Here is a 22782-nt window from a genome sequence, read left to right as displayed (position 1 = left end):
GCGGGTTCGCCCGTTTATTTCTCCGCGCCGTCGCCGAGCGCGTCGCGTACCAGCTGCAACGCGGCCGGATCTTCGATCGTCGGCAGATCGCCCGGATCGCGCCCTTCGGCGAGCGCCGCGATCGCGCGGCGCAATAGCTTGCCGGAGCGCGTCTTCGGCAGCATCGAGACCATCACCACGCGCGCGGGCCGCGCAATCGAGCCGAAATTGCGGTCGACCGTCATCGCCAGTTCGGCCGCGAGCCGCGCGCGCTCGCTCGGGTCGCCTTCGCCTTCGCCTTGCGCGCCGCGCAGCACGACGAAGGCCATTGCCACCTGACCCTTGACCGGATCCGTCACGCCGACCACCGCGACTTCCGCGACGGCCGCGTGACTCGACAGCGCCTCCTCGATCTCACGGGTACCGAGGCGATGGCCCGCGACGTTGATCACGTCGTCGGTGCGGCCGAGGATCGTCACATAGCCGTCATCGTCCTGCACACCCCAATCGAACGTCGAATAGACCTGCTGGTTCGGCACGCTCTTCCAGTAGGTGTCGACAAAGCGCTTGTCGTCGCGCCACACCGTCGACATGCAGCCCGGCGGAAGCGGATAGTCGAGCGTCAGCACACCTTTTTCGCCGACCGCGCAGGGTTCGCCGGTCAGCTCATCGCGCACGGTCAGGCTATAGCCGACCGAGGGCACGCCCGGCGAGCCGAGCTTGGTCGGTAGTGCCTCGATGCCGCGCGGAATCGCGAGCATCGGCCAGCCGGTTTCGGTCTGCCAGTAGTTGTCGATCACCGGCTTGTTCAGCGCGCTCGTGATCCATGCAGCGGTCGGTTCGTCGAGTGGTTCGCCGGCGAGAAACAGCGTGCGCAGGCTCGAAAGATCGGCTGCCTTCATTAGCGCCGGATCCTGCTTCTTCAGCACGCGCAGCGCGGTCGGCGCGGTGAACATCAGGTTGATTTTGTGCTGCTCGACGAGCCGCCACCAGATGCCGCCGTCCGGACGAATCGGCGTGCCTTCGTACATCACGGTGGTCAGCCCCGCGATCAGCGGCGCGTACACGATGTAGCTGTGGCCGACCACCCAGCCGACGTCGGACGCGGTGAACATCGTGTCGCCGGCTTTGCCCTCGAAGATGTATTCCATCGATGCCGCGAGTGCGACCGCATAGCCGCCGACATCGCGCTGCACGCCTTTCGGCTTGCCGGTCGTGCCCGACGTGTACAGCACGTATGACGGCTCGTTCGATTCGAGCCATTCGCAAGGGACGTGAACGTTGAAGAACTGTTCGCGCAGCGGCTCGTAGGCGACGAGATAGGGCGCGTTCAGTCGCGCGGGCGCGAGCTGCCGGTCGATCAGCAGCACGTGCGGCGTCTTGTGCTTGGCGCGCGAGAGCGCTTCGTCGACGAGCGGGGTGTAGTCGACCACCTTGCCGCCACGCGCGCCGGCGTCGGCGGTCACGATCAGCACCGGCTTCGCGTCCTCGATCCGCGCGGCGAGGTTCGGCGCCGCGAAGCCGCCGAACACGACCGAGTGGATCGCGCCGAGTCGCGCGCACGCGAGCATCGCGAACAGTGCTTCGGGGATCATTGGCAGATAGATCAGCACGACGTCGCCGCGCTTCACGCCGAGCGAGCGCATCACCGCGGCCATGCGGTTGATTTCGCCGTACAGATCGGCGTACGTGTAGTGCCGCTCGATGCCGGTTTCGGTCGATACGTAGATGAGCGCGTTCTGCTGCGCGCGCTCGGCCAGATGCCGGTCGACCGCGTTATGACAGAGGTTCGTGCGACCGCCGACGAACCAGCGCGCGAACGGCGGCTTCGAGCGGTCGAGCACGGTGCCGAACGGCGTGTGCCAGTGAATGCGGCGGGCTTCTTCGCGCCAGAAGGCTTCGGGGTTGTCGATCGAGCGGCGGTGGAAATCGCGGTAGCGGGTCATCGGCGGCGATCCTCAGATTGGGCGCCTAGGGCGGCGCGGGTGTTCGCACTAGCATAGACACGCCTGTTGGCGTGGGCAATGTGGGATTTTGATTTTGATTGTGCGCTGGAAATTGCCCCCGGTGCGGGGCGGCGCTTCTTTGTCGTTGTTCTGGCTTTGTTGGCCTTTCCTTGCTTTGTTATTGGTCTATTAGCGTAGCCCCTGTGCGGGGCGGCACCTACTTTCTTTGCTGCTGCAAAGAAAGTAGGCAAAGAAGACAGCTCAAACCGCTAATTCTTAAGTGGGTCCCCTGGCTTGGAGGGGGTAGTGGTACATCTGGAATCTGTGTCTGCGCACATTCCACGCTGGTGACAAAGCCGTCATCCGCTCCCACTCCGCACTACGTGCGTCGCGGACGGGTCTGCCAGGAGAACCGATGGGTTTGCCCGCGCAGCGGGGCCGGCGGCTGCGCCTCGGCGATGCGCCGAAAAAATCGGTGGTTTGTGAACGGGGATTCGGCGCGCGCAGCGCCGCCGGAAGTATGACGGCCTTGTCACTGCCGCCGAATGTGCGGGAGCACGGATGTCAGATGCACCACTACCTCATGCAGACCGAGGTGCCCGCTTATGAGCTTGCGGTTTGAGCTGTCTTCTTTGCCTACTTTCTTTGCAGCAGCAAAGAAAGTAGGTGCCGCCCCGCACAGGGGCTACGCTAATAGACCGATAAGAAAGCAAGGAAAGGCCAACGCCTGACGAGCAAAGACACAGACCAACCCCCACGCCCACTCAAGCTTTAACCCGCTTCCCTTCAACATCGGGCAACAGCACAGTCAGCACCCCGATCAACGGCAGGAACGAGCAAACCTTATAAACAAACGCAATACTGGTAGCGTCAGCCAGCTGCCCAAGCACCGCGGCCCCCACCCCCCCAAGCCCAAAGGCAAACCCAAAGAACAACCCGGCAACCATGCCGACCTTCCCAGGAATCAACTCCTGCGCATAAACCAGAATCGCCGAGAACGCCGAGGCGAGCACCACCCCGATTACAACGGTCAGGACGCCAGTCCAGAAAAGATTCGCATACGGCAACAACAGCGTGAACGGCGCGACACCCAGAATCGACACCCAGATCACATACTTGCGCCCGATCCTGTCGCCGATCGGTCCACCGATCACCGTCCCCGCCGCAACCGCCGCGAGGAACACGAACAGATGGATCTGCGCGGCCTGCACCGACAGATGGAACCTGTCGATCAGATAGAACGTGAAGTAACTGTTGATGCTCGCGAGGTAGAAGTACTTGGAGAACACCAGCAGCACCAGCACGCTCATCGCCATGATGATCCTGTTACGCGGCAGCGTCGCATGCGCCACCTGGCCGCGCGCCTTCCTGACCGACGGATGACGCTTGTACCAGCGCCCGATCTGCGTGAGCACGACGATCGCAACGAGCGCCGCCGCCGAGAACCACGCGATGCTGCGCTGGCCATGCGGAATCACGATCAGCGCGGCGAGCAGCGGCCCCAGCGACGAACCCGCATTGCCGCCGACCTGGAACAGCGACTGCGCCAGACCATGACGTCCGCCCGACGCCATCCGCGCGACCCGCGACGACTCCGGATGGAACACCGACGATCCGCAACCCACCAGCGCCGCGGCGACCAGCAGCACCCCGAAGTTCGGTGCGACCGACATCAGCAGCAGGCCGGTGAGCGTGAAGCCCATGCCGACCGGCAGCGAGTACGGCTTCGGATGCTTGTCGGTATAGCTGCCGATGAGCGGCTGCAGCAGCGATGCGGTGATCTGGTAGGTCAGCGTGATCAGACCGATCTGCCCGAACGACAACGAGAAGTTCTCCTTGAACATCGGGTAGATAGCCAGGATCAACGACTGGATCATGTCGTTGAGCAGGTGCGAAAAACTGATCGCACCGAGCACGGAATACACCGTGCGCTGAACCGTAGCGGCCGCCGGTGCGGCGGCGGCCGGGGACGCGCTCGCCCCCGTGGCGGATGCGCCGGCGAGGGCGCTTTTATTGAGGCTCGTTTCCATACGCTAGAAGAAAAAGATCACGCAAACGGTGAGAGGAAAATTCGGCACTGAGCCAGTGCGGGCAGCGCGCTTCGTAGGGGCGTTTCGCGAAGCTCCGCGGCGTTTCGTCGCGACAACCGGCGTTTTGAACATTGAGCCGAAGTTTAATGTGGCCGGACTGAATTGTAAGGACAAGTTTTGTCGCGAATCGGACATGGGGACGGATGGCTTCGCTTTCGGCGATGAAAGGCGAATCGTCTGTTCCGACCTGTCGAGGCTTTTGGCGGTTTTTTGTCTTCGGTATAAAGCGTTCGCGATTGCGCGAGCTCAGGAAGCGGCGCGTCGAATATGGGACCGGGAACGGCAGGCGGCGCACGACCCGCCGCCGCCTGCTCTGGCGAGATTCAAGATCGCGGAGCGGGCTGCCGTAGACCCGGAAAGACAAGTGGTGTTGCCGGAACCGACCTTTCCGGCGCGTCGACACGTTTGGCGGGGATGATGAAAGCAGTGGCACACAGCACAGCGGCAACGAAACTCAACGGCCTGTCGGTCAAGGCAACACTGCGCATCGCCTTCGCGGTTCTGCTCGCCGGTACGCTGCTGATCGGCGTGTTTTCGCTGCTGCAGATCGGCCGCCTGAACGCGTCCGCGCAATCGATCTTCGACCAGGGCCACGTCGCAAGCCGCGCCGCCGAGGAGGCGCGCGGCCACATGCTGCGCGCGAGCCGCGCGCAAAAAATGCTGCTGACCGCGACCACCGCGAAGGAGCGCGACGAACTGGGCGCCGACATCGAGCGCGGCCTCGCCGGTCTTGACGAGCGACTGCGTACGCTGCAGCAGTACGTCGATACGTCGGACGCGAAGGCGGTCGGCGAGCAGAAGGCGTTCGCCGCGGCCGTGGCGACATGGAGCGCCCATTTGCGCGACTTCGTCACGCTCGTGAAGGCGCAGCCGCTCGATCTGTCGCAGATGAACTGGCAGGTCGGCACCCAGGACGTGTCGCTGTTCGTCGAAACCGGCAAGCTCGAAAAGCTCGTCGACCAACTCGTCGCGCAGCGCGGCACTGCCGCGAAGGCGACCATCGACGCGTCCGGCTTCATCTACCACTCGTCGTTCGTGATGATCGCGGTGATGACGCTCGCGCTGATCGCACTCGCGTTCGGCATCGCCGCGTGGGTCGTGCGGCGGCTCACCATGCAGCTCGGCGGCGAGCCCATGTACGCGAAGGAGATCGCGCGCCGCATCGCCGCGGGCGATCTGTCGAACCGCATCGCGCTCGGCGGCAAGGACCGTTCGAGCATGCTATTCGCGCTGTCCGACATGCAAAGCGGGCTCGCGACGACAGTTGCCGACATCGCGTCGAGCGCCGATGCGATCGCGACCGCGTCTGGGCAGATTTCGATGGGCAACCTGGACCTCTCGCAGCGCACCGAGCAACAGGCGCTCGCCCTCGAGCGCACCGCGAGCAGCATGGAGCAGCTGACCTCGACGGTGCGTCAGAACGCCGACAACGCGAAGCAGGCGAGCACGCTTGCCAACAACGCGTCGGAGATCGCCGAGCAGGGTGGCGCGGTCGTGAGTCGGGTGGTCGCGACGATGAATGACATCAACGACAGCGCGCGCAGCATCGGCGACATCATCGGTGTGATCGAGGGGATTGCGTTCCAGACCAACATCCTCGCGTTGAACGCGGCCGTCGAGGCGGCGCGCGCGGGCGAGGAGGGGCGCGGCTTTTCGGTGGTCGCGGCGGAAGTGCGCAATCTCGCGCAGCGCAGCGCGGCGGCCGCGAAGGAGATCAAGGGCTTGATCCAGACCTCGGTCGAGCGCGTGAGCAACGGCTCGACGCTCGCCGCGGATGCCGGTCAGACGATGGACGAAGTCGTGAAGGCCGTGAAGCGCGTGACCGACATCATGGGCGAGATTTCGGCGGCGTCGTCCGAGCAGAGCGCCGGTCTCGAGGCGATCAATCTCGCGGTCACGCAGATGGACGCGGGCACGCAGCAGAACGCCGCGCTGGTGGAGGAGGCCACCGCCGCGGCCCGCTCGCTCGACGATCAGGCGCGCGGGCTGAAGGCGATGGTGGGGCAGTTCAGGCTTTAGAACGCAGCGCGAGGCGAGCCTCGGCTAGCGTTGTTGTTCGACCCGGACGCCGGCACGGCCGCTTGGTTTCCTCGAAGCAGCCATATACCCAGAACGAGTGACTATCGACGATCGCGAGCTTCGCGGCGCCGGCGCTCGCATAGTCGCCGTGGCACATCGAGAGGTTCATCGAAAGCCGCGGAGATTTTGGGCCGTCGCCCATGTACGAATGTCTGTCGCACGGTAATCATCGGACTGCTGTCAACCCCGGCAGCGACTTCAGATAAACCGTCGACACGCCTATGTCCCTGTCTGTATTTGAGATGTTCTCGGCGGAGCTGTTCTGCCAGAGGCCACCGGGTGCCCGTTATGTCATCTGTAACGAATCGCACTACAAGGCGTGCCTCGGGAAGGCCGCAGACCTCGGGAAAGCCAGGGCAGAAACCCGCGAATTTCTCGGTATTGCCGACCTGAATCGCAGGCAATGGGAGAAGGACGGGAAACTGATCAGGAAGCTCATTGGCCAGAGCTGGTTGTTTTTTCACAACGTGCGAAACCGGAACCCTGACACCGATGGCTGGTGGGTCATCGTCGCGCTTCTCGAAGAGGTTCGCCGGGGCAAACTGCTCGTCATTAAAGGCCCGCGCGATAGCCTGTTTCCGTCACCCTACAGCAGTACGCCGTTGAGGAATCTCGCGAGGTCCGCCCAGTACGATCCGGCCACCTGGCAAGCCCAGTTAGCCGCTGCGCGCGCAGCGAGGGCGACACCGCCGAGCATCGAGATACCACAGGTGCTGACCAAGGCCCAGCGGTGGCAGACGCGCAAGGCGCTGATTGCGGCGGGCAATGCGACCATGTCAGGGCGCGTGCGGGCAGCGGCTGAACGGCTCGCACGCAACAATATCGCGGTGGAGAAGGCCAGACTCTCCGATCATGTCTACGAGCCGTCAAAGCCGGTGCCCGAAGGGTGGACGAACCGCAGCGGGAGTACGGAATTTTTGGATCTGTATGGCTTGAAGCGGAAAGACCTGAACATCAAGGATTCCAATTTTGGAGCGCAGGTATATGAACCGGATGCGGCGGTCTTCGGCAACGATATGAAGCCGACCCTTGCGTTCAAGGGAACCGAAATGACGAGTCTGGCCGACTGGTCGAATAATGTTAGGCAGAGCATGAATATCGAATCGGAATACTACAGACGAGCAGTACGGAGTGGCACTAAGCTACTTAAGATTACAGAACCTATCGAGATAACAGGTCACTCGCTAGGCGGCGGCCTGTGTGCGGCTGCATCCGTCGCCAGCGGCAAGGACTGCTGGAGCTTCAATGCTGCGGGTCTGCACCCGAGGACGGTCGTACACTACGGCGGCCAGGTCACGCCATCGAACATCAATGCGTACCATGTGAACGGCGACATTCTGACCGTGGCACAGACGTGGACGCCCCTGCCCGATGCAGCCGGTACTCCGTACGCCCTGCCCGGCAGTGGCTCGCCCGTGTCGCGGCACTCCATCAGGCAGGCAATAGACGGCATCGAGCAGCAGAAGGCGGAGGACATCTCCGTACTTGAAACACTGTCATAACGGGGCTGAAGGCGATGAAGACACTCAGCCGAATTCTTATCGTGCCGGTGCTGTTACTGGCGCTATCCCCTGTGGTTCATGCAATGAAAAAATTTCCCGCCACTGATTTCTTTAGCGGCCCGCAGCTCGAACTGGCGCAGGCCATCGCGCGAGGTGACATGGAGGAGGTCCGGCGACTGGCACCGAAGACGGACCTGAACACGCCCGGGCGCCAGAACATGACGATGCTGTTTTTTGCGTTTCAGGAGGCGTTGCAGCGCGACCCGCATCGGCTTGCGATTGCGTCGGAGGTGGTGAGGGCCGGGGCCGATCCCTTGCAGGAAGTGCCGAATTTTGGTGATCCGCTCGGGGTCGTGCTCAACAGTTCGCACCCGGAATTCCTGCGTGCGATGCTGGACGGAGGGGTTGATCCTAATTTGATTTCAGAAGATACCCCGATCATTTTTGATGTTGCAAGCGATCGTAAATTGGGCTCGCTCAGGCTGCTGGTGGAGCGTGGCGCGGATGTGAACCGGCGCGATTCATTGCGCAACACATCTCTCTACGAAGCGCTAACTGGCTATGACACCGGGGCAGTCAATTACCTCCTCGATCACGGAGCCAACCCCAACACTTACAACATCAATGGAATTTCATTCCCAAGTCAACTGGAATCGCAAATAGAACATGTAGGCTCTACCTCTGAATTAGGTGTCAAACTGGTCGAAATCCGGGATCGCATCATCAAGATGGGCGTGAAATGGCCTCCGGAGACTCCGGAACAGATAAAAGCACGTTGGGGAGCCAATCCTCCGCGACGGCTCGATGACAGCAAGCTTCCGCTGCGTTGACGCAGAGACCGAAAGGGCGACCTTCCACTGAACGTCCGCGATGAACCAGTTTGCCATCCTGTTTGGCGAGCGCTTCACGCTAGCGAGGAGTACGATTTTTTAAACCGCCCCGCACACGAAAAGGCGGCTCGGCTCCGGGCACGCAGCAGAACGCCGCGCTGGTGGAGGAGGCCACCGCCGCGGCCCGCTCGCTCGACGATCAGGCGCGCGGGCTGAAGGCGATGGTGGGGCAGTTCAGGCTATAGGACGCCGCGCGAGGCGAACGTCAGCTCGCCTTGTTCGACCCAGGCACCAACGCCGTCGCGGAACCTGACCCCGGCCGCACGACCACCGTGCAGGTCGTGCCCGCAGCCAGCATCACGTCGGCGGGCACCGAGTCGATCTTCACGCGCACCGGCACGCGCTGCGCGAGGCGCACCCAGTTGAAGGTCGGATTCACGTCCGCAAGCAGCTCGTGGCTTTGTGGATTGTCGCGGTCGTAGATGCCGCGCGAGATGCTCTCCACATGGCCCTGCAGCGTGCCGCCGCTCATCAGCCGCACTTCGGCCTGATCGCCGACGCGCACGTGCGGCAGCTTGGTTTCCTCGAAGTAGCCGTACACCCAGAACGAGTGGCTGTCGACGATCGCGAGCTTCGCGGCGCCGGCGGTCGCGTAGTCGCCGCTGAACACCGAGAGGTTCGTGACGTAGCCGTCGACCGGCGACACGACGCGCGTGCGCTCGAGATTCAGCTTCGCGGCGTCGAGCGCGGCGAGCGCCTGCTGATAGGCGGCATCGGCGGCGGACGCGGTATGCGTCGCGTTATCGCGGCTTTCCTTCGACACCACTTGCGAATCCATATCGGCACGCCGTTGCGCGTCGTCGCGCTTCATCTGCAATTCGGCCTTGCGCGCGGCAACCGCTGCCTGCGCCTGTTCGACCGCGATCTGGTAGTGCGACGGATCGATCTGCATCAGCAGGTCGCCCTTCTTCACGAACTGGTTGTCCTTGACCGGCAGATCGACGATCGCGCCCGACACGTCCGGCGCGACGTTGACGATCTCGGCGCGCACGCGGCCGTCGCGGGTCCACGGCTCGTCCATGTAATGGACCCACAGCACACGGCCAATCAGGATCGCGACGATGAAAATGACGGCTGTCGCGACGAAGCCCACAAGATTTCGGATGGTCATGTTTCGACTCTGATCAACGATAAACGGCGAGGCCGAGAAGGCCGCACACAGACACGAGCAAGCTGGCCCGGAACAGGGAGGGGTGCCACACCACGCGGTACAGGCCGGTATAGGCGATCACGCGATCGATGAGCCAGGTGAGCGCGGCGCCCGCGATGAACAGCAGCAGAATGGCCGGCACATAGGCATCGAGCACGGCGATATCACGCGGCATGAGGAACTCCTTCTTCTTCTTCTGACGCGCCCGCGCGTGCGCCGATCGCCGAGGCGAGCGGCGACTGCGGATCGAGCAGCGCGGTACGGATGAAATGCAGTTGACTGAGGATGCGCTGCAGCTGGTGGCGTTCTTCGCGCGCTGGCGTGAAGCCGGCCATCATCTGCTGCACTTCGGCGATCGCGTCGGCGGTCGCCGCGAGAGCGCGCGCGAAGTGCTGCTCCTGCGGCCGCTCGAACAGCGCCGCGAGTGCACCGAACAACGCGCGCAGCGCGACGCGCCACGCTGCCGTTTTCTGATAGCGCGGCGCGTCGGGCAGCGTCGCCACTTCGCGGCGCAGGTCGATCACCGCGTTGCCGACTTCGAGCACCGAAAAGAGCCAGCGCAGCGTGTCGCGCTTCGTTTCGGGTTCGTTCGGCGCCAGCGAATTGATCTGGAACATCAGGTCTCGTGCGCCGCTCTCGAAGCGCGAGCGCACGCGCGCCAGACCCGCGCGAGCGGCCAGCACCACCTGGCGGCGCAGATCGACGAGCAGGCGGTTACGCAGCCACGGCGTCGACGGCGGCAGCAGCACCGCGAACGCGATCGACGACACCAGCATCGACAGCACCAGTGCGAGCGCATCGTTCATGAACGCGCTCGGGTCGTAGTGCATCACGTTGTCGGGCCCGGCGAGAAAGCAGAAGAAGATGCAATAGCCGATCCCGTAGCCCGCCAGCTTCGGACGCGTGGTCATGAACACGCCGAGCAGCAGGAACGGCGTGAGCGCGACGCACAGCATCGCGAAGCCGTCGATGTGCGGATACACGCCGAACACCGCGATCAGGCCCATCAGTGTGGCGAGCAGCGTGCCGCCAGCCATCTGGAACGCGGTGCGCTTCGGATCGGGCGACGACGACGCGAGCGCGCACACGGCCGCCGCGTCCAGCGTCGCCGTCGCGCCGCTCGGCCAGGCGGTCGCGATCCAGAACGCGCCGAGCAGCATCATCACGATGGCCGCGCGCAGGCCCGCGACGCCGGCCGCGATCGCGTTGGTCTTCGGCTCGTAGCGCTCGATCGAGCGCTCGCGCGCGTGCGTGTCGACCGCGAGCGACGCGTAGGTCGCCGCATACGCGTGCAGGTCATCGATGAAGCGGTACAGGAGTTCCGCGGCCGTGTCGAAATCGAGCAGCGGCGCGTCGGGGTGCGTTTCGAGTTCGCCGCGCGTCGCGCGCACGCGCCTCGGCAACTCGGTCTTGTACGCGTCGAGCTGCGCGGCCGCGTGCGCGGCGTCGGCTGCGCTCAGCACCGGCTCGCCCGACTTCGCGAGCAGCGGCGCGATCTCCTTGAAGTACGGTTCGAGCGCGGCGATCGCAATCGCCGCGCCGTGCGTGCCGTTCTCGCGCAGACGGTTCATCAGCTGATGCAGTGCGTGAAAGCGCGTCGACGCGGTCATGAACTCGCTGTTCAGACGCGCGAGACGGCCGCCGCGCATTCGCGTATCGGGACCCTCGAACACGGCCACGCTGCGCGCGGCCTCGAAGCCGACGATGTCGGCGACGAAACGCGCATTGGTCGCCTCGATCTGCGCGCGATCGTTGCGTCCGGCAAGCGACGCCGACACGTACTCGACGAAGGCCGAGAAACGCGCGCGCACGGTGCTGCGCATCTGCAGGCCGGCGAATTGCGGAAACACGAGGCCGCTGACCGCGCCCGCGCAGATGATGCCGATCACGATTTCCGCGACCCGCGTGAGCGCGCTCAGGAACGCGCCGTCCGGATGCTGCGCCGCCGGGATGCCGATCAGCGCGGCCGTATAGCCGGCCAGCACGAAGCCGTACGAACGGAAATTTCGATTGCGCGCGGCGCCCGCGGTGCAGATGCCGACCCAGATCGCGGTCGAGATGATGAACAGCTCCGGCTGCTGCGCGAACAGGCCGATCAGCGCGAGCATCACGACGAGACCGACCAGCGTGCCGCAGATCCGGTAAAAGCTCTTCGCGAACACCGCACCGCTTTGCGGCTGCATCACGATGAACACGGTGGTCATCGCGGTGCGCGGCTGCGGCAGATCGAGCTTCATCGCGATGCCGAGCGAGAGGAAGCACGCGGCGAGCACCTTGAACAGATAGATCCACACGAGACCGTCGGTGCGCGCCCAGTGGGCGGCGGCTTCGTAGAGCGCGGCGATCGACGCGGGGCGCGCGGTGGACGGGGAGGACGAGGCGGACATGACGTTCCTCACTCGGCCTTGGGTGCGTTCGGACCGCGCGAGGCGGTGATCGCGGCGAGGGGGCTTGGGTTCGCGTTCGCCTCCGCTTTCGCCGCACCGTTCCTGCCCTTGCCATGCGCCGGCAACGTTTCGCTGTCTTGCGGACCGTTGGCCGGATCATCGAGGCCGCCGCCGAGCGCCGTCATCAGCGACGCATGCGCGCCGAGACGCTCCGCCTGCACCTTCGCGACGCCTTCCTGCGCGCGCAGCAGCTGGTTTTGCGCGACCAGCACGTTCAGATAGTCGGTCAAACCGCGCCGGTAGCCTTCGCGCGACAGCTCGAAGTTCTTGCGCGCGGCGGCGACCGAGCGGTCGGCGTCGTCGGCCTGGGTGGTCAGTGAACGGATGCGGATCACCTGGTCGGAGATGTCCTTCAGCGCACCCACGATCGACTGGTTGTAGCGCTCGACCGCTTCGTCGTAGCCCGCCGACGCCGCCCCGAGTTGCGAGCGCAGCCGGCCGCCGTCGAAGATCGGCAGCGTCAGGGCCGGACCCACGCTCCAGCTATGCGACTCGCTCTTCAGGAACTGGAACAGCGGCCCCATCGCCGCATAGCCGCCGATCGAGGCGAGCAGGTTGATGTCCGGATAGAACCCGGCCTTCGCCACGTCGATGCCGCGCGCCTGCGCGGCGACCGTCCAGCGTGCCGCGACCACGTCCGGGCGGTGGCCGATCAGATCGGCGGGCAGCGCGGCCGGCAGACCGGCGGGCGCGGCGAGCGACAGCGCCGGGCGCCGGATCGCGTCGCCGGCGCCCGGACCCTTGCCCGCGAGCGCGGCCAACTGGTTGCGGCCGAGCGCGATCTTCTCCTCGATTGCGTCGATCTGGCGCTCGTACTCGGGCAGCGGCGTTTCGGCCTGGCTCACTTCGAGCTGCGTGCCGATGCCGCCCTTCAGGCGCCTGTTCGCGAGGTCGACGATCTGCTGCTGTTGCTGCAGCGTGGCCTTCGCGATGTCGAGCAACGCGTAGTTCAGCGACATCTCGATATAGGTGCGTACGACGTTCGCCTGCAGTTCGAGCTGCGCGGCGCGCGCGTCGGCGGCGCTCGCGTGCGCGAGGTCGAGCGCGCGCTCGGCGGCGTTCTTGTCCTTGCCCCAGAAGTCGAGGTGATAGGCGAGGGCGAGCGTGCCGGTGTTGTTCCACGACTGCTCGCCCGCGAGCGGCCCCGGACCGTAGTACAGGTTGTCGGCCCACTGCTGGCGCTGGATCGACAGGCTGCCGTTGACTTGCGGCGCGAGCGCCGCGCGCGCGACGCCGGCCATCGACGCCGCCTCGCGCACGCGCGCCTGCGCAACAGCGAGACTCGGGTTGTTGGCCTGGGCGTCCGCGATCCACTGGTTCAGCTGCGGATCGTCATAGGCGCGCCACCAGTCGGCGACGGGCCACTGGGCATCGGCGTTGGCGGCGCGGATCGCGTTGCCCGCGTCGAGCGACGAAGGATTGATCGTCCGCGTTTGCGGTGCGACGCCTCCGGTACTTGCGCATCCGGCGATTGTTAATAGGATCGTAAGAACCGCGGCTGCGGCGATCCCTTTGGGTACCGGAGACTGCACGATTTCCTCCAAATTTGACTATAGAAGCTTGTGCGCAATTATATTTTTCGATCGATTGGGGAATAACTGGTAAAGATGTAAGGCATTTTTGCGATACATGAGATAATTGCCATTGCTGATCATGTAACAATCGCTGCCGATTTCTAGGGATAGGTATGGACACGCTTCAAAACATGCGCGTTTTCGTCCGCGTCGTCGAAGCAGGCAGCTTCACGGGCGCCGCGCAGCATCTGAATACGACGACGGCCTACGCGTCGCGCGCGGTTTCCGATCTGGAAGCGCATCTGCGCACCCGGCTCCTGAACCGGACCACACGCCGCATCGCGTTGACCGAGGCGGGCGAGCGCTATCTGCAGCGCTGCGAGCAGATACTCGCGTACGTGGATCAGGCGGAGGCCGAGGCGAGCGACGCGCACGCGCGTCCGTCCGGCAAGCTCAAGGTCCACGCGATGACGAGCTTCGGCCAGCACTATGTGGTGCCGGCCGTGGGCCGATATCAGGAGCGCTACCCGGACGTACAGATCGAACTGACGCTCGCGCAGCGCATGCCCGATCTGCTCGACGAAGGCTTCGACGTGTCGCTGACGCTTGCGACCGGCCTGTCGGATTCGGGGCTCGTGTCGCAGCGCATCGGCAGCGCGTTCAGCATTGCGTGCGCGTCGCCGGCATACCTGGAGCGGCACGGCGTGCCGCAAACGCCCGCGGACCTCGCGCAGCACACCTGCCTGCAGATGGTCACGCCGGTGTATCCGCCGGATAAATGGACTTTCGAAGGCCCGCGCGGCGAGGAAACCGTCCCGCTCGGCCCGGCGACCTTCAAGGTGAACGTCGCCGAGGCGATGGCCGTGGCCGTCTCCCAGGGTATGGGCGTGGCGCTGATTCCGATTTATTCGGCGATCAGCGGTTTGCGTAGCGGCGAACTGGTGTGGCTGCTGCCCGAGTACACGTCGCAGCAGATGAATCTGTATGCGCTGTATCCGTCGCGGCAGTATCTGGATGCGAAGATCCGCACGTGGGTCGAATTCCTGCGCGACGAGTTGCCGTCCACGCTGGCGGCGGATCAGGAGGAGTTGCGGCAGTTCGCGCGGACGTGAGCGCGTGCTTGCCATGCGTTGACGTTCGGTCGGCGCGTGGCGTGACAGCCTGTTACACACGCGCCGCGTCGCAACATTTCTTTACTTCTCGCGCGCAGTCGATTTGCTAACGTGTCGTTCATGCGCCGCCGCTCTGGCCGGGCGCGCTGGATTCGCCGCCGTTCGGCACATCGCAACCCCTGAAGGACGACACATCCATGGATACGCACCTGATGATCGGCATGGCCGTCATGTTTGGACTGATCGGGCTCGCCGCGTCGCGCGACCTGCTGCGCCGCTTGCGCGAACAGCAGCCGCAACTCGTGCCGGTCAAGGTCGAGTCAAAGGATTCGGCGCGGCGCGAGCGCTGAGCAGCGGCAGCGGGTTGATCTGAAGCAGCCGGCCCGCTAGATCTCGACAACCTTATCCCACGCAAACAGCGGATTTTCCCACCGGCCCGTGCGCCGGTCGAAATAGCCGCGCGGATTGCATACGACGCGCGTGCCGTTCACCACATAGTCGAACGAAGTATGCGTGTGGCCATGAATCCACAACGCGACAGGCGCGCGCACGAGTTCCGGCAGATGGCTGACGAAGCCCGCCGACACGCGGTCCTCGGCAAAGCGCCCGGCCAGACTCAGCCGATGCGGCGCGTGATGGGTGACAACGATCGTGTGGCCGTCGAACGGCCTGGCAAGCTCACTTTCGAGCCACGCGCGCGCATGCCGGTGCAGCGCGAGCGAATCGGCGGGCGTGAAGTCGCGCGCGGCGTCGTGCGGGTCGTGCGGCCAGGTCATCTGGATCAGCCCGCGGTAATCGAGCATGACCCGGCGCGCGGCGTCGATCGATGCCTCGATTGCTTCGGGCGTCGCGCCGTACAGCGCGAAATCGGTCCACAACGTCGTGCCGAGCACGCGCCAGCGGCCTTGGGGATCGACGAGCGTGGCGTTGTTCAGCACGTGCACGTTGTCGACCTGCGCGGCCGCGTCCAGCATCGCGCTCTCCAGCGCGCCGAACTCTCCGTCGTAGTACTCGTGATTGCCCGGCACGTAGACGACCGGCACCGTGTCGTCGAACGCCTGCGCGGCCCAGCGCGGGCCGGCCGCATGATTGTGGATGTCGCCGGCCAGCACGACCAGATCCGCCTGCGCGTGCGGGATCAGCTCAGGCTCATCGTTTTCCAGATGCAGATCGGACAGCACGCGAATCTTCACGGACGCAACTCCTGAGAAACGCCTTCGCGGCAGGCCGCGCAGGCTTCATACCTTAGCGTAGCACCTTGCCCGGATTCATCAGGTTCAGCGGATCGAGCGCCTGCTTGATCGCGCGCATCATCCGCAGTTCGACGTCCTGCTTGTAGTGCGCGGCTTCGTCGATCTTCAGCTGGCCGAGCCCGTGTTCCGCGCTGATGCTGCCGCGATGCGCGTCCACGCTGTCGTAGACGATCCGGTTGATCGGGCTCTGGTACTCCCGCAGAAACGCCTTCGCATCGACGCCCTCGGGCGCCTGCACGTTGTAGTGCAGATTGCCGTCGCCGAGATGCCCGAACGTGACCATGCGCGCGCCCGGCGCGGCTTGCGCGATCGCGGCGTCGGTCGTCTCGATGAAGTGGCCGATGCGTGAGATCGGTACCGCGACGTCGTGCTTGATGTTCAGCCCTTCCTCGGCCTGCGCGAGCGGAATGTGCTCGCGCAGATTCCAGAACGCGCGCGACTGCGCGAGGTTTTCCGCGACCACGGCGTCTTCCACGAGACCCTGTTCGAGCGCGGTTTCCATCAGCCCCTCGAACAGCGTGCGCGCGTGCTGTTCGTTTTCGCTGTCCGACAGTTCGAGCAGCACGATCTGCGCATGCGGCTCGGCGAACGGGTAGCGCATCTGCTCGAAATGCCGGCCGACGAGGCGCAGGCAAAAATCCGACATCAGTTCGAAGCCGGTCAGCAGCGGCCCGGCGACGCGTTGCGTGAGCGCCAGAAAATCGAGCGCCGCATGCGGCGACGCGAGCGCGGCGAGCGCGGTGACGCGCGCGGCCGGCTGCGGATGCAGCTTCAGCACCGCCGCGGTGATCAGGCCGAGCGTGCCTTCCGCGCCGATGAACAGGTCGCGCAGATCGTAGCCGGTGTTGTCCTTGCGCAGCCCGCGCAGGCCGTCCCACAGTTCGCCTTGCGGCGTCACCACTTCGAGGCCTAGGCATAGCTCGCGCGTATTGCCGTAGCGCAAGACGCCGGTGCCGCCTGCGTTGGTCGACAGATTGCCGCCGATCGTGCAGCTGCCTTCGGCGGCGAGGCTCAACGGAAACAGGCGGCCGGCCGCTTCGGCGTGCTTCTGCACGTCGGCGAGGATCACGCCGGCTTCGACGGTGATCGTGTTGTTGTGCGGATCGATGTCGCGTACGCGATTCAGGCGGCGCAGGCTGATGACCGCCTGCGTGCCGCTCGCGTCGGGCGTCGCGCCGCCCGCGAGACCGGTGTTGCCGCCCTGGGGCACCAGCGCGACGCAGTGCTCGACCGCGAGCTTGACGAGCGCGGCGGCTTCGGCGGACGTGGCTGGGCACAGCACCGCGCAGGCAGCGCCGGTGTAGCGGCGGCGCCAGTCGGTCAGATAAGGCGCGGTGTCGTGCGGATCGGTCAGTACGTGGGCCGCGCCGATAGCGTCACGGCAGGCGGCGAGGAAAGCGGAGTGGGTCATGACGGGTAGTTGACGGTGTTAAGAGCGGGCAGCGTGTTCAGGCGTGGGCGTCAGGCGGGCGGAGGTAGTTCGCTGGAGGTCTGTTTTGCGGCCTGCTTTGCGGCCAGTCTGGCCGCGCGCTTGAACGGGCCGACATACGCGAGCGTACAGGCAAAGAAGATCACGGCAAGCGCCGCCTGCAACCAGCCGAGCCGCGCGCTCAAACCATGATCGCTCCAGCCGCGTACGACGCCTTCGGCAAAATACAGCAGGATCAGCATCGACGCCCATTGCATCGTATAAAGCCGGCGTCGCCAGACGCCCGGCAACGCGGAGAGCAGCGGCAAGGCCTTCAGCACGAGCAGCGAGCCGCCGGGCCGCAACGGCGCGAGCCACCATTCCCATGCGACGGCAAGCACGATCATTGCGACCAGCGTGAAAGCGGCGACGAGCGCGGCGGTGGTTTTGGGGTGCACGGGCGCGACGGTGGCGAAGGCTGATGCGCTCGCGTGCTTCGCCAGGCTTGCGGCGTCGCGTTCGGTCGGTGGCCGATCCGGTTCGTTCACGGCTTTGCGCTCACGGCCTTTCGGACATCGACGCCGCCGTGCGTGCGACGCGTGCACCCAGCGCAATCGCAAGCGTCCGCTCTTCGGCGGAGATGCCGTGGCCGGCCGTGCCCGCGCGCGCGAAATGCGACGCGCCGTATGGCGTGCCGCCGGTTTGCGTGGTGGACAGCGTGCTCTCGGTGTACGGAATGCCGACGATCAGCATGCCGTGATGGAGCAGCGGCAGCATCATCGACAGCAGCGTGGATTCCTGGCCGCCGTGCAGGCTGCCGGTCGAGGTGAACACGCACGCCGGCTTGCCCGACAAGGCGCCGGACAGCCACTGCGGCGTGGTGCCGTCGAGAAAGTATTTGAGCGCGGCCGCCATGTTGCCGAAGCGGGTGGGTGAGCCGAGCGCGAGGCCCGCGCATTCTTCGAGGTCGCGCAGTTCGACGTACGGCGGTCCTCCGGCGGGGATGTCCGGTTCGCTCGCCTCGCAGACCGTGGAAACCGCCGGCACGGTGCGCACGCGCGCCTGCATGCCGGGGACGCTGTCGACGCCGTGCGCGATCGCCAGCGCGAGCTCGCGCGTGGCGCCGTGACGGCTGTAATAAAGCACGAGAATGTCTTTCATAGGCCTCATCAGTGAACGGGTATTATAGGGGTTCGGTCCGTTGCACAGGCCACTCATGGCCGTTCGGCCAGGTGGTTCGGCCACATGTTGCGCGGGGTTTCCGCGGTCCCGGTCTGGTGATTCAGCAAGCAAGGAGGCAGGTTTGTTGGTTAGGGTGCGTTTCGATCTCGACACGCTCAAACGGCTCGCGCAATTCGCCGCGCAACGCATCGGTGAGGACAGGATTCCGCAGGTCGCGGGCAGCTTGACGTTTACGGCAATGCTCGCGCTCGTGCCGCTCGCCACGGTCGCATTTGCGCTGTTCACCGCGTTTCCGATCTTCAGTTCGTTCCAGGCGTCGCTGCAGTTTTTTCTCGCCGAGCACCTGATGCCCGCGCAGCTGAACGATCAGATCTTCAGGTATCTGAACCAGTTCGCGTCGAAGGCCAAGGGGCTGACCACGATCGGCATGATCGTGCTGTTCGTCACCGCGGTGATGACGATGATGACCGTCGAGTCCGCGTTCAACGTGATCTGGCGCGTGCGCAAGGCGCGGCCCGTCGCGCAGCGCATCCTCGTCTACTGGGCCATCATCACGCTCGGTCCGATCCTGATCGGCGTGAGCCTGTCGATCTCGTCGTATCTGTTCACGCAATCGATGTCGTTTAGCGCCGCGCAGCGCATCACGCCGCTGATCGAATGGGCGCTCGCCAGCGCCACGCTGCCGTTTACCGTGCTCGCGTTCACGATTCTTTACGTTTATCTGCCGAACTGCCGTGTCGCATGGCGCGACGCGGTGGTCGGCGGCGTGATCGCCGCAGTCGCGTTCGAGCTCGCCAAGCGCGGCTTCGGCTACTACGTGCGCCGGATTCCGACATATACGGCGGTGTACGGCGCGTTTGCCGCCGTGCCGCTGTTCCTGCTGTGGATGTACCTGTGCTGGTTCATTACGTTGACCGGCGCGATGATCGCGTCGGCGTTGCCGGCGATTCGCATCGGCCAGTTCCATCGCCCGGTGTTCTATGGCAGCAATCTGTTCGATTCGCTCGAACTGCTCGCGCGGCTGTGCGAAGCGCGCGAGGCCGGCAGGCGCGGCTACACGATGCCCGAGCTCGCGCGCCTGCTTCGTCGCGACATGGATACGACGCAGATGCTGCTGCAGCGGCTCGAAGAGATCGAGTGGATCGCGCGGCTGGAGGAGAACCAGGCCGGCCCGCACTTCGTGCTGCTCGCGAACCCGGCGCAGGTGAGCGTGCAGCGGCTGTACGACCTGTTCGTGATCGATCGCGCGGAGCTCACGTATCAGCTCGAACTCGACTCCACGCGCGTGGACGGCGGCATGCTGCTCGCCGCTCTCGACAACGACAAGCTGAAGGTGACGCTCGCCGCGTTGCTCGCGTCGCGCGCGGCGGCAAGGGCGGCGCGACCCGCAGACGGCGAGCCCGCGGCGGCTTCGATGCCGCACCAGGCGGCATGATGAGGCGGCTCGGCTTCGAGCCGCCCGGCAAAACTACAACGAAATCTTCCCCACGCAGATGTCCTTGAACATCACCCAGTCGCCCATCAGGCTGTAAAGCGGATGACGGAAGGTGGCCGGCTTGTTCTTTTCGAAGAAGAAATGGCCGACCCACGCGAAGCCGTAGCCGCAGATCACGGCTGCCGGCAACCACAGCCAGTCGCCGGTGGCGAGCGCCATCGCGAGGCAGCCGATCACGCCGAGCGAGCCGATGAAATGCAGCCGCCGCGACGCGATGTTGCGATGCTCACTCAGATAGTACGGATAAAACTCCGCGAAATTCGCGAAGTGATCGGTGTGTGCTGTATGAGCCATGACGGCCTCCGGAGGCTGAAAAACAGGCTTCATTCATTGTCCGGCGATCCCCAGCCCGACGCAACCTGGCCATTCAGCGCGCTTCACGCGGCGCCTGCGATGCGAAGCTGAACAGCGCATCGAGTGTCGCGTCGGGTTGCTCGGTCATCAGCGCGTGGCCCGCCTCGAGTGTGACCGTGTCGACCGGAACGCCCGCCTGCGCGAGCGCATCGGCCAGCGCTTTAGCCGCACGGGGCGGCGTCATCGCATCGCGCCGGCCGACGATCAGGCGCGTCGCGCAGCACACCTGGGCCGCGCGCGCGAGGCCGTCCGCATAGGTGTTGCAGGCGGTGAAGTCGGTGTGGAACAGATGCGGTTCGCCGCTGGCGGATACATGTTCCATCAGGCGCTGGTTCATGCCGTGCAGCCAGAAGCCGGGGCCGGGGCACGAAGGCTTCGCGGCAAGCGTCGAATGCGACCACTGGTTGACCATGTCGATCGCTTCGGGCTCGCGATTGAGCGCGGCGTCCAGCAAGGCGTCGGAGACGGTCATCGGCAGCGCGGTCGCGAGCAGTGCCAGGTGCGTCGCGCGCTGTGGATAGCGGCCGGCGAAGTCGAGCGCGATCAGCGAGCCCATGCTGTGACCGGCGACGAACGTGCGCGCGACGCCCACGGCGTCGAGCAGCGCGGCGAGCCAGTCGGCCATCGCGGCGATGCTGGCGAGCGCGGGGCCGGCGCTGCGGCGGTGGCCCGGCAGATCGACCGCCAGCACGCCGAAGCCGTGATGCGCGAAGTAGCGGCTTTGCAGCGCCCACACGCTGTGATCGTGCTCGGCGCCGTGGATGAATACGGCGGTCGGCAGACGCGCGTCGAAGGGTTTGCCGCCGGTGTAGGCGTAGGCCGGCTTGCCTTGAACGGTGACGATCATGCGGACTCCGGGCGGGCGGGGGCGTTCGTGGCGGCGGGGGCGGTAGACACGGCTTTTTGCGCGACCTTCAGCGCGCGCTTGAGATCGTCGATGAGGTCGTCCGGATCTTCGAGACCAATCGACAGACGGATCGTGCCTTCCGTGATACCGGCCGCGGCGAGCGCGGCGGCGTCCATGCGAAAGTGCGTCGTCGACGCCGGGTGGATCACCAGTGAGCGCGCGTCGCCGACGTTCGCGAGGTGCGAGAAGAGCGTCAGCGTTTCGATGAAGGCACGCCCGGCCGCGCGGTCGCCGCGCAGGTTGAAGCTGAACACCGCGCCGGCGCCGCGCGGCAGCAGCCGCCTCGCGAGCGCGTGGTCCGGATGGGTCGGCAACTCGGGGTAGGCGACGGACTCGACCGCCGCATGACCGGCGAGAAACTCGACTACGCGTCTCGTATTGGCGACGTGTCGCTCCATGCGCAGCGGCAGCGTCTCGATACCTTGCAGCAGCTGCCACGCGGCCTGCGGATGCAGGCACGCGCCGAAGTCGCGCAAGCCTTCGCGGCGCGCGCGCAGCAGGAACGGCGCGACCGTGCTTTCCTCGGCGAACACCATGCCGTGAAAGCCCTCGTACGGCTCGGTGAATTCGGGAAAGCGGCCGGAAGCCTCGAAGTCGAACGTGCCGCCGTCGACCAGCACGCCGCCGATCGTCGTGCCGTGGCCGCCGAGAAACTTGGTCGCCGAGTGGTAGACGAAGTCGGCGCCGTGCTCGAAGGGGTGCAGCAGGTAGGGCGTCGTGAAGGTCGAGTCGACCAGCAACGGCACGCGGTGCGCATGCGCGATCTGGGCAAGCGCGGCGATGTCGAGCACGTCGAGGCCCGGATTGCCGAGCGTTTCGCCGAAGAGCAGGCGCGTGTTGGGGCGCAGCGCGGCCCGCCACGCGTCGAGGTCGCCGGGCTTCACGAAGGTCGTCTCGATGCCGAAGCGGCGCAGCGTGTAATGCAGCAGATTGTGCGATCCGCCGTACAGCGCGCTCGACGCGACGATGTGCGAGCCCGCGCCCATCAGCGTCGCGATCGCCAGATGCAGTGCGGCCTGGCCGCTCGCCGTGCCGATCGCGCCGGCGCCGTTTTCGAGCGCGGCGACGCGCTCCTCGAACACGGCGACGGTCGGATTCGAGATGCGCGAGTAGACGTGGCCGGCGCGCTCCATGTTGAACAGCGCGGCGGCGTGATCCGAGTCGCGGAACGAGAACGACGTGGTCTGGTAGATCGGCGTCGCGCGCGCGCCGGTGGCGGGGTCGGGGGCAGCGCCGGCGTGCAGCGCAAGCGTATCGAAACGGTTGGCGGACATCGTGAGCGGCGGGCCGCGAGCGGCCTCGCGAAAGATCAGGGTGGGCGGCCATCCTATCATTGGCGCGCGCCGCTTCAAGCGCGGTTTTCCCGCGGGTTGAACCGCGGGTTTGTCCGGCGTGAGCCGTGAGCGGGGCGTGCTAGAAATGCCGAAGTCAGACGAATTCGAGATCGCGAAAGGCCGCTGGGCCTTGGCCGGCG

20 protein-coding genes and 1 pseudogene are annotated in these 22782 nt (G+C 65.4%); 7 read left to right on the top strand and 14 right to left on the bottom strand.

What is annotated here, in order from left to right:
- Window positions 1-14: 14 nt before the first annotated feature.
- A complete protein-coding gene (locus L0U81_RS10540; RefSeq protein WP_233802389.1) occupies window positions 15-1925 on the bottom strand; it encodes a propionate--CoA ligase in 1911 nt (636 codons plus the stop codon).
- Window positions 1926-2340: 415 nt separating this feature from the next.
- Here L0U81_RS10540 and L0U81_RS10535 point away from each other — a divergent pair, with 415 nt between their 5' ends.
- A complete protein-coding gene (locus L0U81_RS10535) occupies window positions 2341-2547 on the top strand; it encodes a hypothetical protein (protein ID WP_233802387.1) in 207 nt (68 codons plus the stop codon).
- A gap of 142 nt (window positions 2548-2689) precedes the next feature.
- Here L0U81_RS10535 and L0U81_RS10530 read toward each other — a convergent pair whose 3' ends face one another.
- Window positions 2690-3955: an MFS transporter gene (locus L0U81_RS10530; protein ID WP_233802385.1), complete on the bottom strand. Its 1266-nt coding sequence runs from the start codon at window positions 3953-3955 to the stop codon at window positions 2690-2692.
- 477 nt (window positions 3956-4432) lie between these two features.
- Here L0U81_RS10530 and L0U81_RS10525 point away from each other — a divergent pair, with 477 nt between their 5' ends.
- Window positions 4433-6034 carry a methyl-accepting chemotaxis protein gene (locus tag L0U81_RS10525; protein ID WP_233804289.1) on the top strand — a complete coding sequence of 534 codons (1602 nt, stop codon included), beginning with the start codon at window positions 4433-4435 and terminating at the stop codon, window positions 6032-6034.
- A 40-nt stretch (window positions 6035-6074) separates the two neighbouring features.
- On the opposite strand, the pseudogene L0U81_RS10520 reads toward L0U81_RS10525, so the two are convergent.
- Window positions 6075-6200: pseudogene (locus L0U81_RS10520) on the bottom strand (efflux transporter periplasmic adaptor subunit); the annotation flags it as partial.
- 115 nt (window positions 6201-6315) lie between these two features.
- On the opposite strand from L0U81_RS10520, the gene L0U81_RS10515 reads away from it, so the two are divergent.
- Together L0U81_RS10515 and L0U81_RS10510 are read left to right on the top strand one after the other, a co-directional pair.
- Window positions 6316-7596 carry a hypothetical protein gene (locus L0U81_RS10515; RefSeq protein ID WP_233802383.1) on the top strand — a complete coding sequence of 427 codons (1281 nt, stop codon included), beginning with the start codon at window positions 6316-6318 and terminating at the stop codon, window positions 7594-7596.
- Window positions 7597-7610: 14 nt separating this feature from the next.
- Window positions 7611-8426: an ankyrin repeat domain-containing protein gene (locus tag L0U81_RS10510; protein WP_233802381.1), complete on the top strand. Its 816-nt coding sequence runs from the start codon at window positions 7611-7613 to the stop codon at window positions 8424-8426.
- A gap of 265 nt (window positions 8427-8691) precedes the next feature.
- On the opposite strand, the gene L0U81_RS10505 is transcribed toward L0U81_RS10510, so the two are convergent.
- The 4 genes from L0U81_RS10505 to L0U81_RS10490 are packed head-to-tail and all read right to left on the bottom strand — an operon-like array spanning window position 8692 to window position 13615.
- A complete protein-coding gene (locus L0U81_RS10505; RefSeq protein WP_233802379.1) occupies window positions 8692-9597 on the bottom strand; it encodes an efflux RND transporter periplasmic adaptor subunit in 906 nt (301 codons plus the stop codon).
- 13 nt (window positions 9598-9610) lie between these two features.
- Entirely contained in the window at window positions 9611-9811 is a 201-nt protein-coding gene (locus L0U81_RS10500; RefSeq protein WP_230563957.1) for a DUF1656 domain-containing protein, read from the bottom strand.
- Window positions 9801-12023 carry an FUSC family protein gene (locus L0U81_RS10495; RefSeq protein WP_233802377.1) on the bottom strand — a complete coding sequence of 741 codons (2223 nt, stop codon included), beginning with the start codon at window positions 12021-12023 and terminating at the stop codon, window positions 9801-9803. The genes L0U81_RS10500 and L0U81_RS10495 overlap by 11 nt, the downstream gene beginning before the upstream one ends.
- An 8-nt stretch (window positions 12024-12031) precedes the next feature.
- Window positions 12032-13615 (bottom strand): efflux transporter outer membrane subunit, encoded by a 1584-nt coding sequence (locus L0U81_RS10490; RefSeq protein WP_233802375.1) that lies wholly within the window; start codon window positions 13613-13615, stop codon window positions 12032-12034.
- Window positions 13616-13770: 155 nt separating this feature from the next.
- Between L0U81_RS10490 and L0U81_RS10485 the strand changes: the two genes are divergently transcribed.
- Window positions 13771-14709 carry a LysR family transcriptional regulator gene (locus L0U81_RS10485; RefSeq protein ID WP_233802373.1) on the top strand — a complete coding sequence of 313 codons (939 nt, stop codon included), beginning with the start codon at window positions 13771-13773 and terminating at the stop codon, window positions 14707-14709.
- Window positions 14710-14906: 197 nt separating this feature from the next.
- Window positions 14907-15059, top strand: a complete 153-nt coding sequence (locus tag L0U81_RS10480) for a hypothetical protein (protein WP_233802371.1) — start codon at window positions 14907-14909, stop codon at window positions 15057-15059.
- 36 nt (window positions 15060-15095) lie between these two features.
- On the opposite strand, the gene L0U81_RS10475 is transcribed toward L0U81_RS10480, so the two are convergent.
- Genes L0U81_RS10475 through wrbA form a run of 4 tightly spaced genes read right to left on the bottom strand, consistent with a single transcriptional unit; the run spans window position 15096 to window position 18531 of the window.
- Window positions 15096-15902, bottom strand: coding sequence for a metallophosphoesterase (locus L0U81_RS10475; protein ID WP_233802369.1), 807 nt, complete (start codon window positions 15900-15902; stop codon window positions 15096-15098).
- Window positions 15903-15954: 52 nt separating this feature from the next.
- Entirely contained in the window at window positions 15955-17373 is a 1419-nt protein-coding gene (locus tag L0U81_RS10470) for an FAD-binding oxidoreductase (RefSeq protein WP_233802367.1), read from the bottom strand.
- Window positions 17374-17423: 50 nt separating this feature from the next.
- Window positions 17424-17918, bottom strand: a complete 495-nt coding sequence (locus L0U81_RS10465) for a DUF2069 domain-containing protein (RefSeq protein ID WP_233802365.1) — start codon at window positions 17916-17918, stop codon at window positions 17424-17426.
- A gap of 10 nt (window positions 17919-17928) precedes the next feature.
- Window positions 17929-18531, bottom strand: a complete 603-nt coding sequence (gene wrbA / locus L0U81_RS10460) for an NAD(P)H:quinone oxidoreductase (RefSeq protein WP_233802363.1) — start codon at window positions 18529-18531, stop codon at window positions 17929-17931.
- Between the two features lie 142 nt (window positions 18532-18673).
- On the opposite strand from wrbA, the gene L0U81_RS10455 reads away from it, so the two are divergent.
- Window positions 18674-19987 carry a YihY family inner membrane protein gene (locus tag L0U81_RS10455; RefSeq protein WP_233802361.1) on the top strand — a complete coding sequence of 438 codons (1314 nt, stop codon included), beginning with the start codon at window positions 18674-18676 and terminating at the stop codon, window positions 19985-19987.
- 33 nt (window positions 19988-20020) lie between these two features.
- Here L0U81_RS10455 and L0U81_RS10450 read toward each other — a convergent pair whose 3' ends face one another.
- From L0U81_RS10450 to L0U81_RS10440, 3 genes are all read right to left on the bottom strand, one after another.
- Window positions 20021-20341, bottom strand: a complete 321-nt coding sequence (locus tag L0U81_RS10450; RefSeq protein WP_233802359.1) for a DUF962 domain-containing protein — start codon at window positions 20339-20341, stop codon at window positions 20021-20023.
- A gap of 73 nt (window positions 20342-20414) precedes the next feature.
- Window positions 20415-21248 carry an alpha/beta fold hydrolase gene (locus L0U81_RS10445; RefSeq protein ID WP_233802357.1) on the bottom strand — a complete coding sequence of 278 codons (834 nt, stop codon included), beginning with the start codon at window positions 21246-21248 and terminating at the stop codon, window positions 20415-20417.
- The gene (locus tag L0U81_RS10440) at window positions 21245-22582 is read right to left on the bottom strand and encodes an O-acetylhomoserine aminocarboxypropyltransferase (RefSeq protein ID WP_233802355.1); all 1338 of its coding nucleotides are present in this window, start codon (window positions 22580-22582) and stop codon (window positions 21245-21247) included. The genes L0U81_RS10445 and L0U81_RS10440 overlap by 4 nt, the downstream gene beginning before the upstream one ends.
- Window positions 22583-22782 lie beyond the last annotated feature (200 nt).

It is taken from the genome of Paraburkholderia sp. HP33-1, from assembly GCF_021390595.1.
Taxonomy (GTDB): domain Bacteria; phylum Pseudomonadota; class Gammaproteobacteria; order Burkholderiales; family Burkholderiaceae; genus Paraburkholderia.
The sequence above is the reverse complement of the archived record's forward strand: the minus strand, read 5'-3'. Positions and strand labels throughout refer to the sequence as shown.

Coding starts and splice junctions, on each gene's coding strand:
- L0U81_RS10535 (WP_233802387.1), top strand. CDS start 2,341: ATGGGTTTGCCCGCGCAGCGGGGCCGGCGGCTGCGCCTCGGCGATGCG.
- L0U81_RS10485 (WP_233802373.1), top strand. CDS start 13,771: ATGGACACGCTTCAAAACATGCGCGTTTTCGTCCGCGTCGTCGAAGCA.
- L0U81_RS10450 (WP_233802359.1), bottom strand. CDS start 20,341: ATGGCTCATACAGCACACACCGATCACTTCGCGAATTTCGCGGAGTTT.
- L0U81_RS10540 (WP_233802389.1), bottom strand. CDS start 1,925: ATGACCCGCTACCGCGATTTCCACCGCCGCTCGATCGACAACCCCGAA.
- L0U81_RS10480 (WP_233802371.1), top strand. CDS start 14,907: ATGGATACGCACCTGATGATCGGCATGGCCGTCATGTTTGGACTGATC.
- L0U81_RS10500 (WP_230563957.1), bottom strand. CDS start 9,811: ATGCCGCGTGATATCGCCGTGCTCGATGCCTATGTGCCGGCCATTCTG.
- L0U81_RS10530 (WP_233802385.1), bottom strand. CDS start 3,955: ATGGAAACGAGCCTCAATAAAAGCGCCCTCGCCGGCGCATCCGCCACG.
- L0U81_RS10440 (WP_233802355.1), bottom strand. CDS start 22,582: ATGTCCGCCAACCGTTTCGATACGCTTGCGCTGCACGCCGGCGCTGCC.
- L0U81_RS10470 (WP_233802367.1), bottom strand. CDS start 17,373: ATGACCCACTCCGCTTTCCTCGCCGCCTGCCGTGACGCTATCGGCGCG.
- L0U81_RS10445 (WP_233802357.1), bottom strand. CDS start 21,248: ATGATCGTCACCGTTCAAGGCAAGCCGGCCTACGCCTACACCGGCGGC.
- wrbA (WP_233802363.1), bottom strand. CDS start 18,531: ATGAAAGACATTCTCGTGCTTTATTACAGCCGTCACGGCGCCACGCGC.
- L0U81_RS10505 (WP_233802379.1), bottom strand. CDS start 9,597: ATGACCATCCGAAATCTTGTGGGCTTCGTCGCGACAGCCGTCATTTTC.
- L0U81_RS10515 (WP_233802383.1), top strand. CDS start 6,316: ATGTCCCTGTCTGTATTTGAGATGTTCTCGGCGGAGCTGTTCTGCCAG.
- L0U81_RS10510 (WP_233802381.1), top strand. CDS start 7,611: ATGAAGACACTCAGCCGAATTCTTATCGTGCCGGTGCTGTTACTGGCG.
- L0U81_RS10495 (WP_233802377.1), bottom strand. CDS start 12,023: ATGTCCGCCTCGTCCTCCCCGTCCACCGCGCGCCCCGCGTCGATCGCC.
- L0U81_RS10525 (WP_233804289.1), top strand. CDS start 4,433: ATGAAAGCAGTGGCACACAGCACAGCGGCAACGAAACTCAACGGCCTG.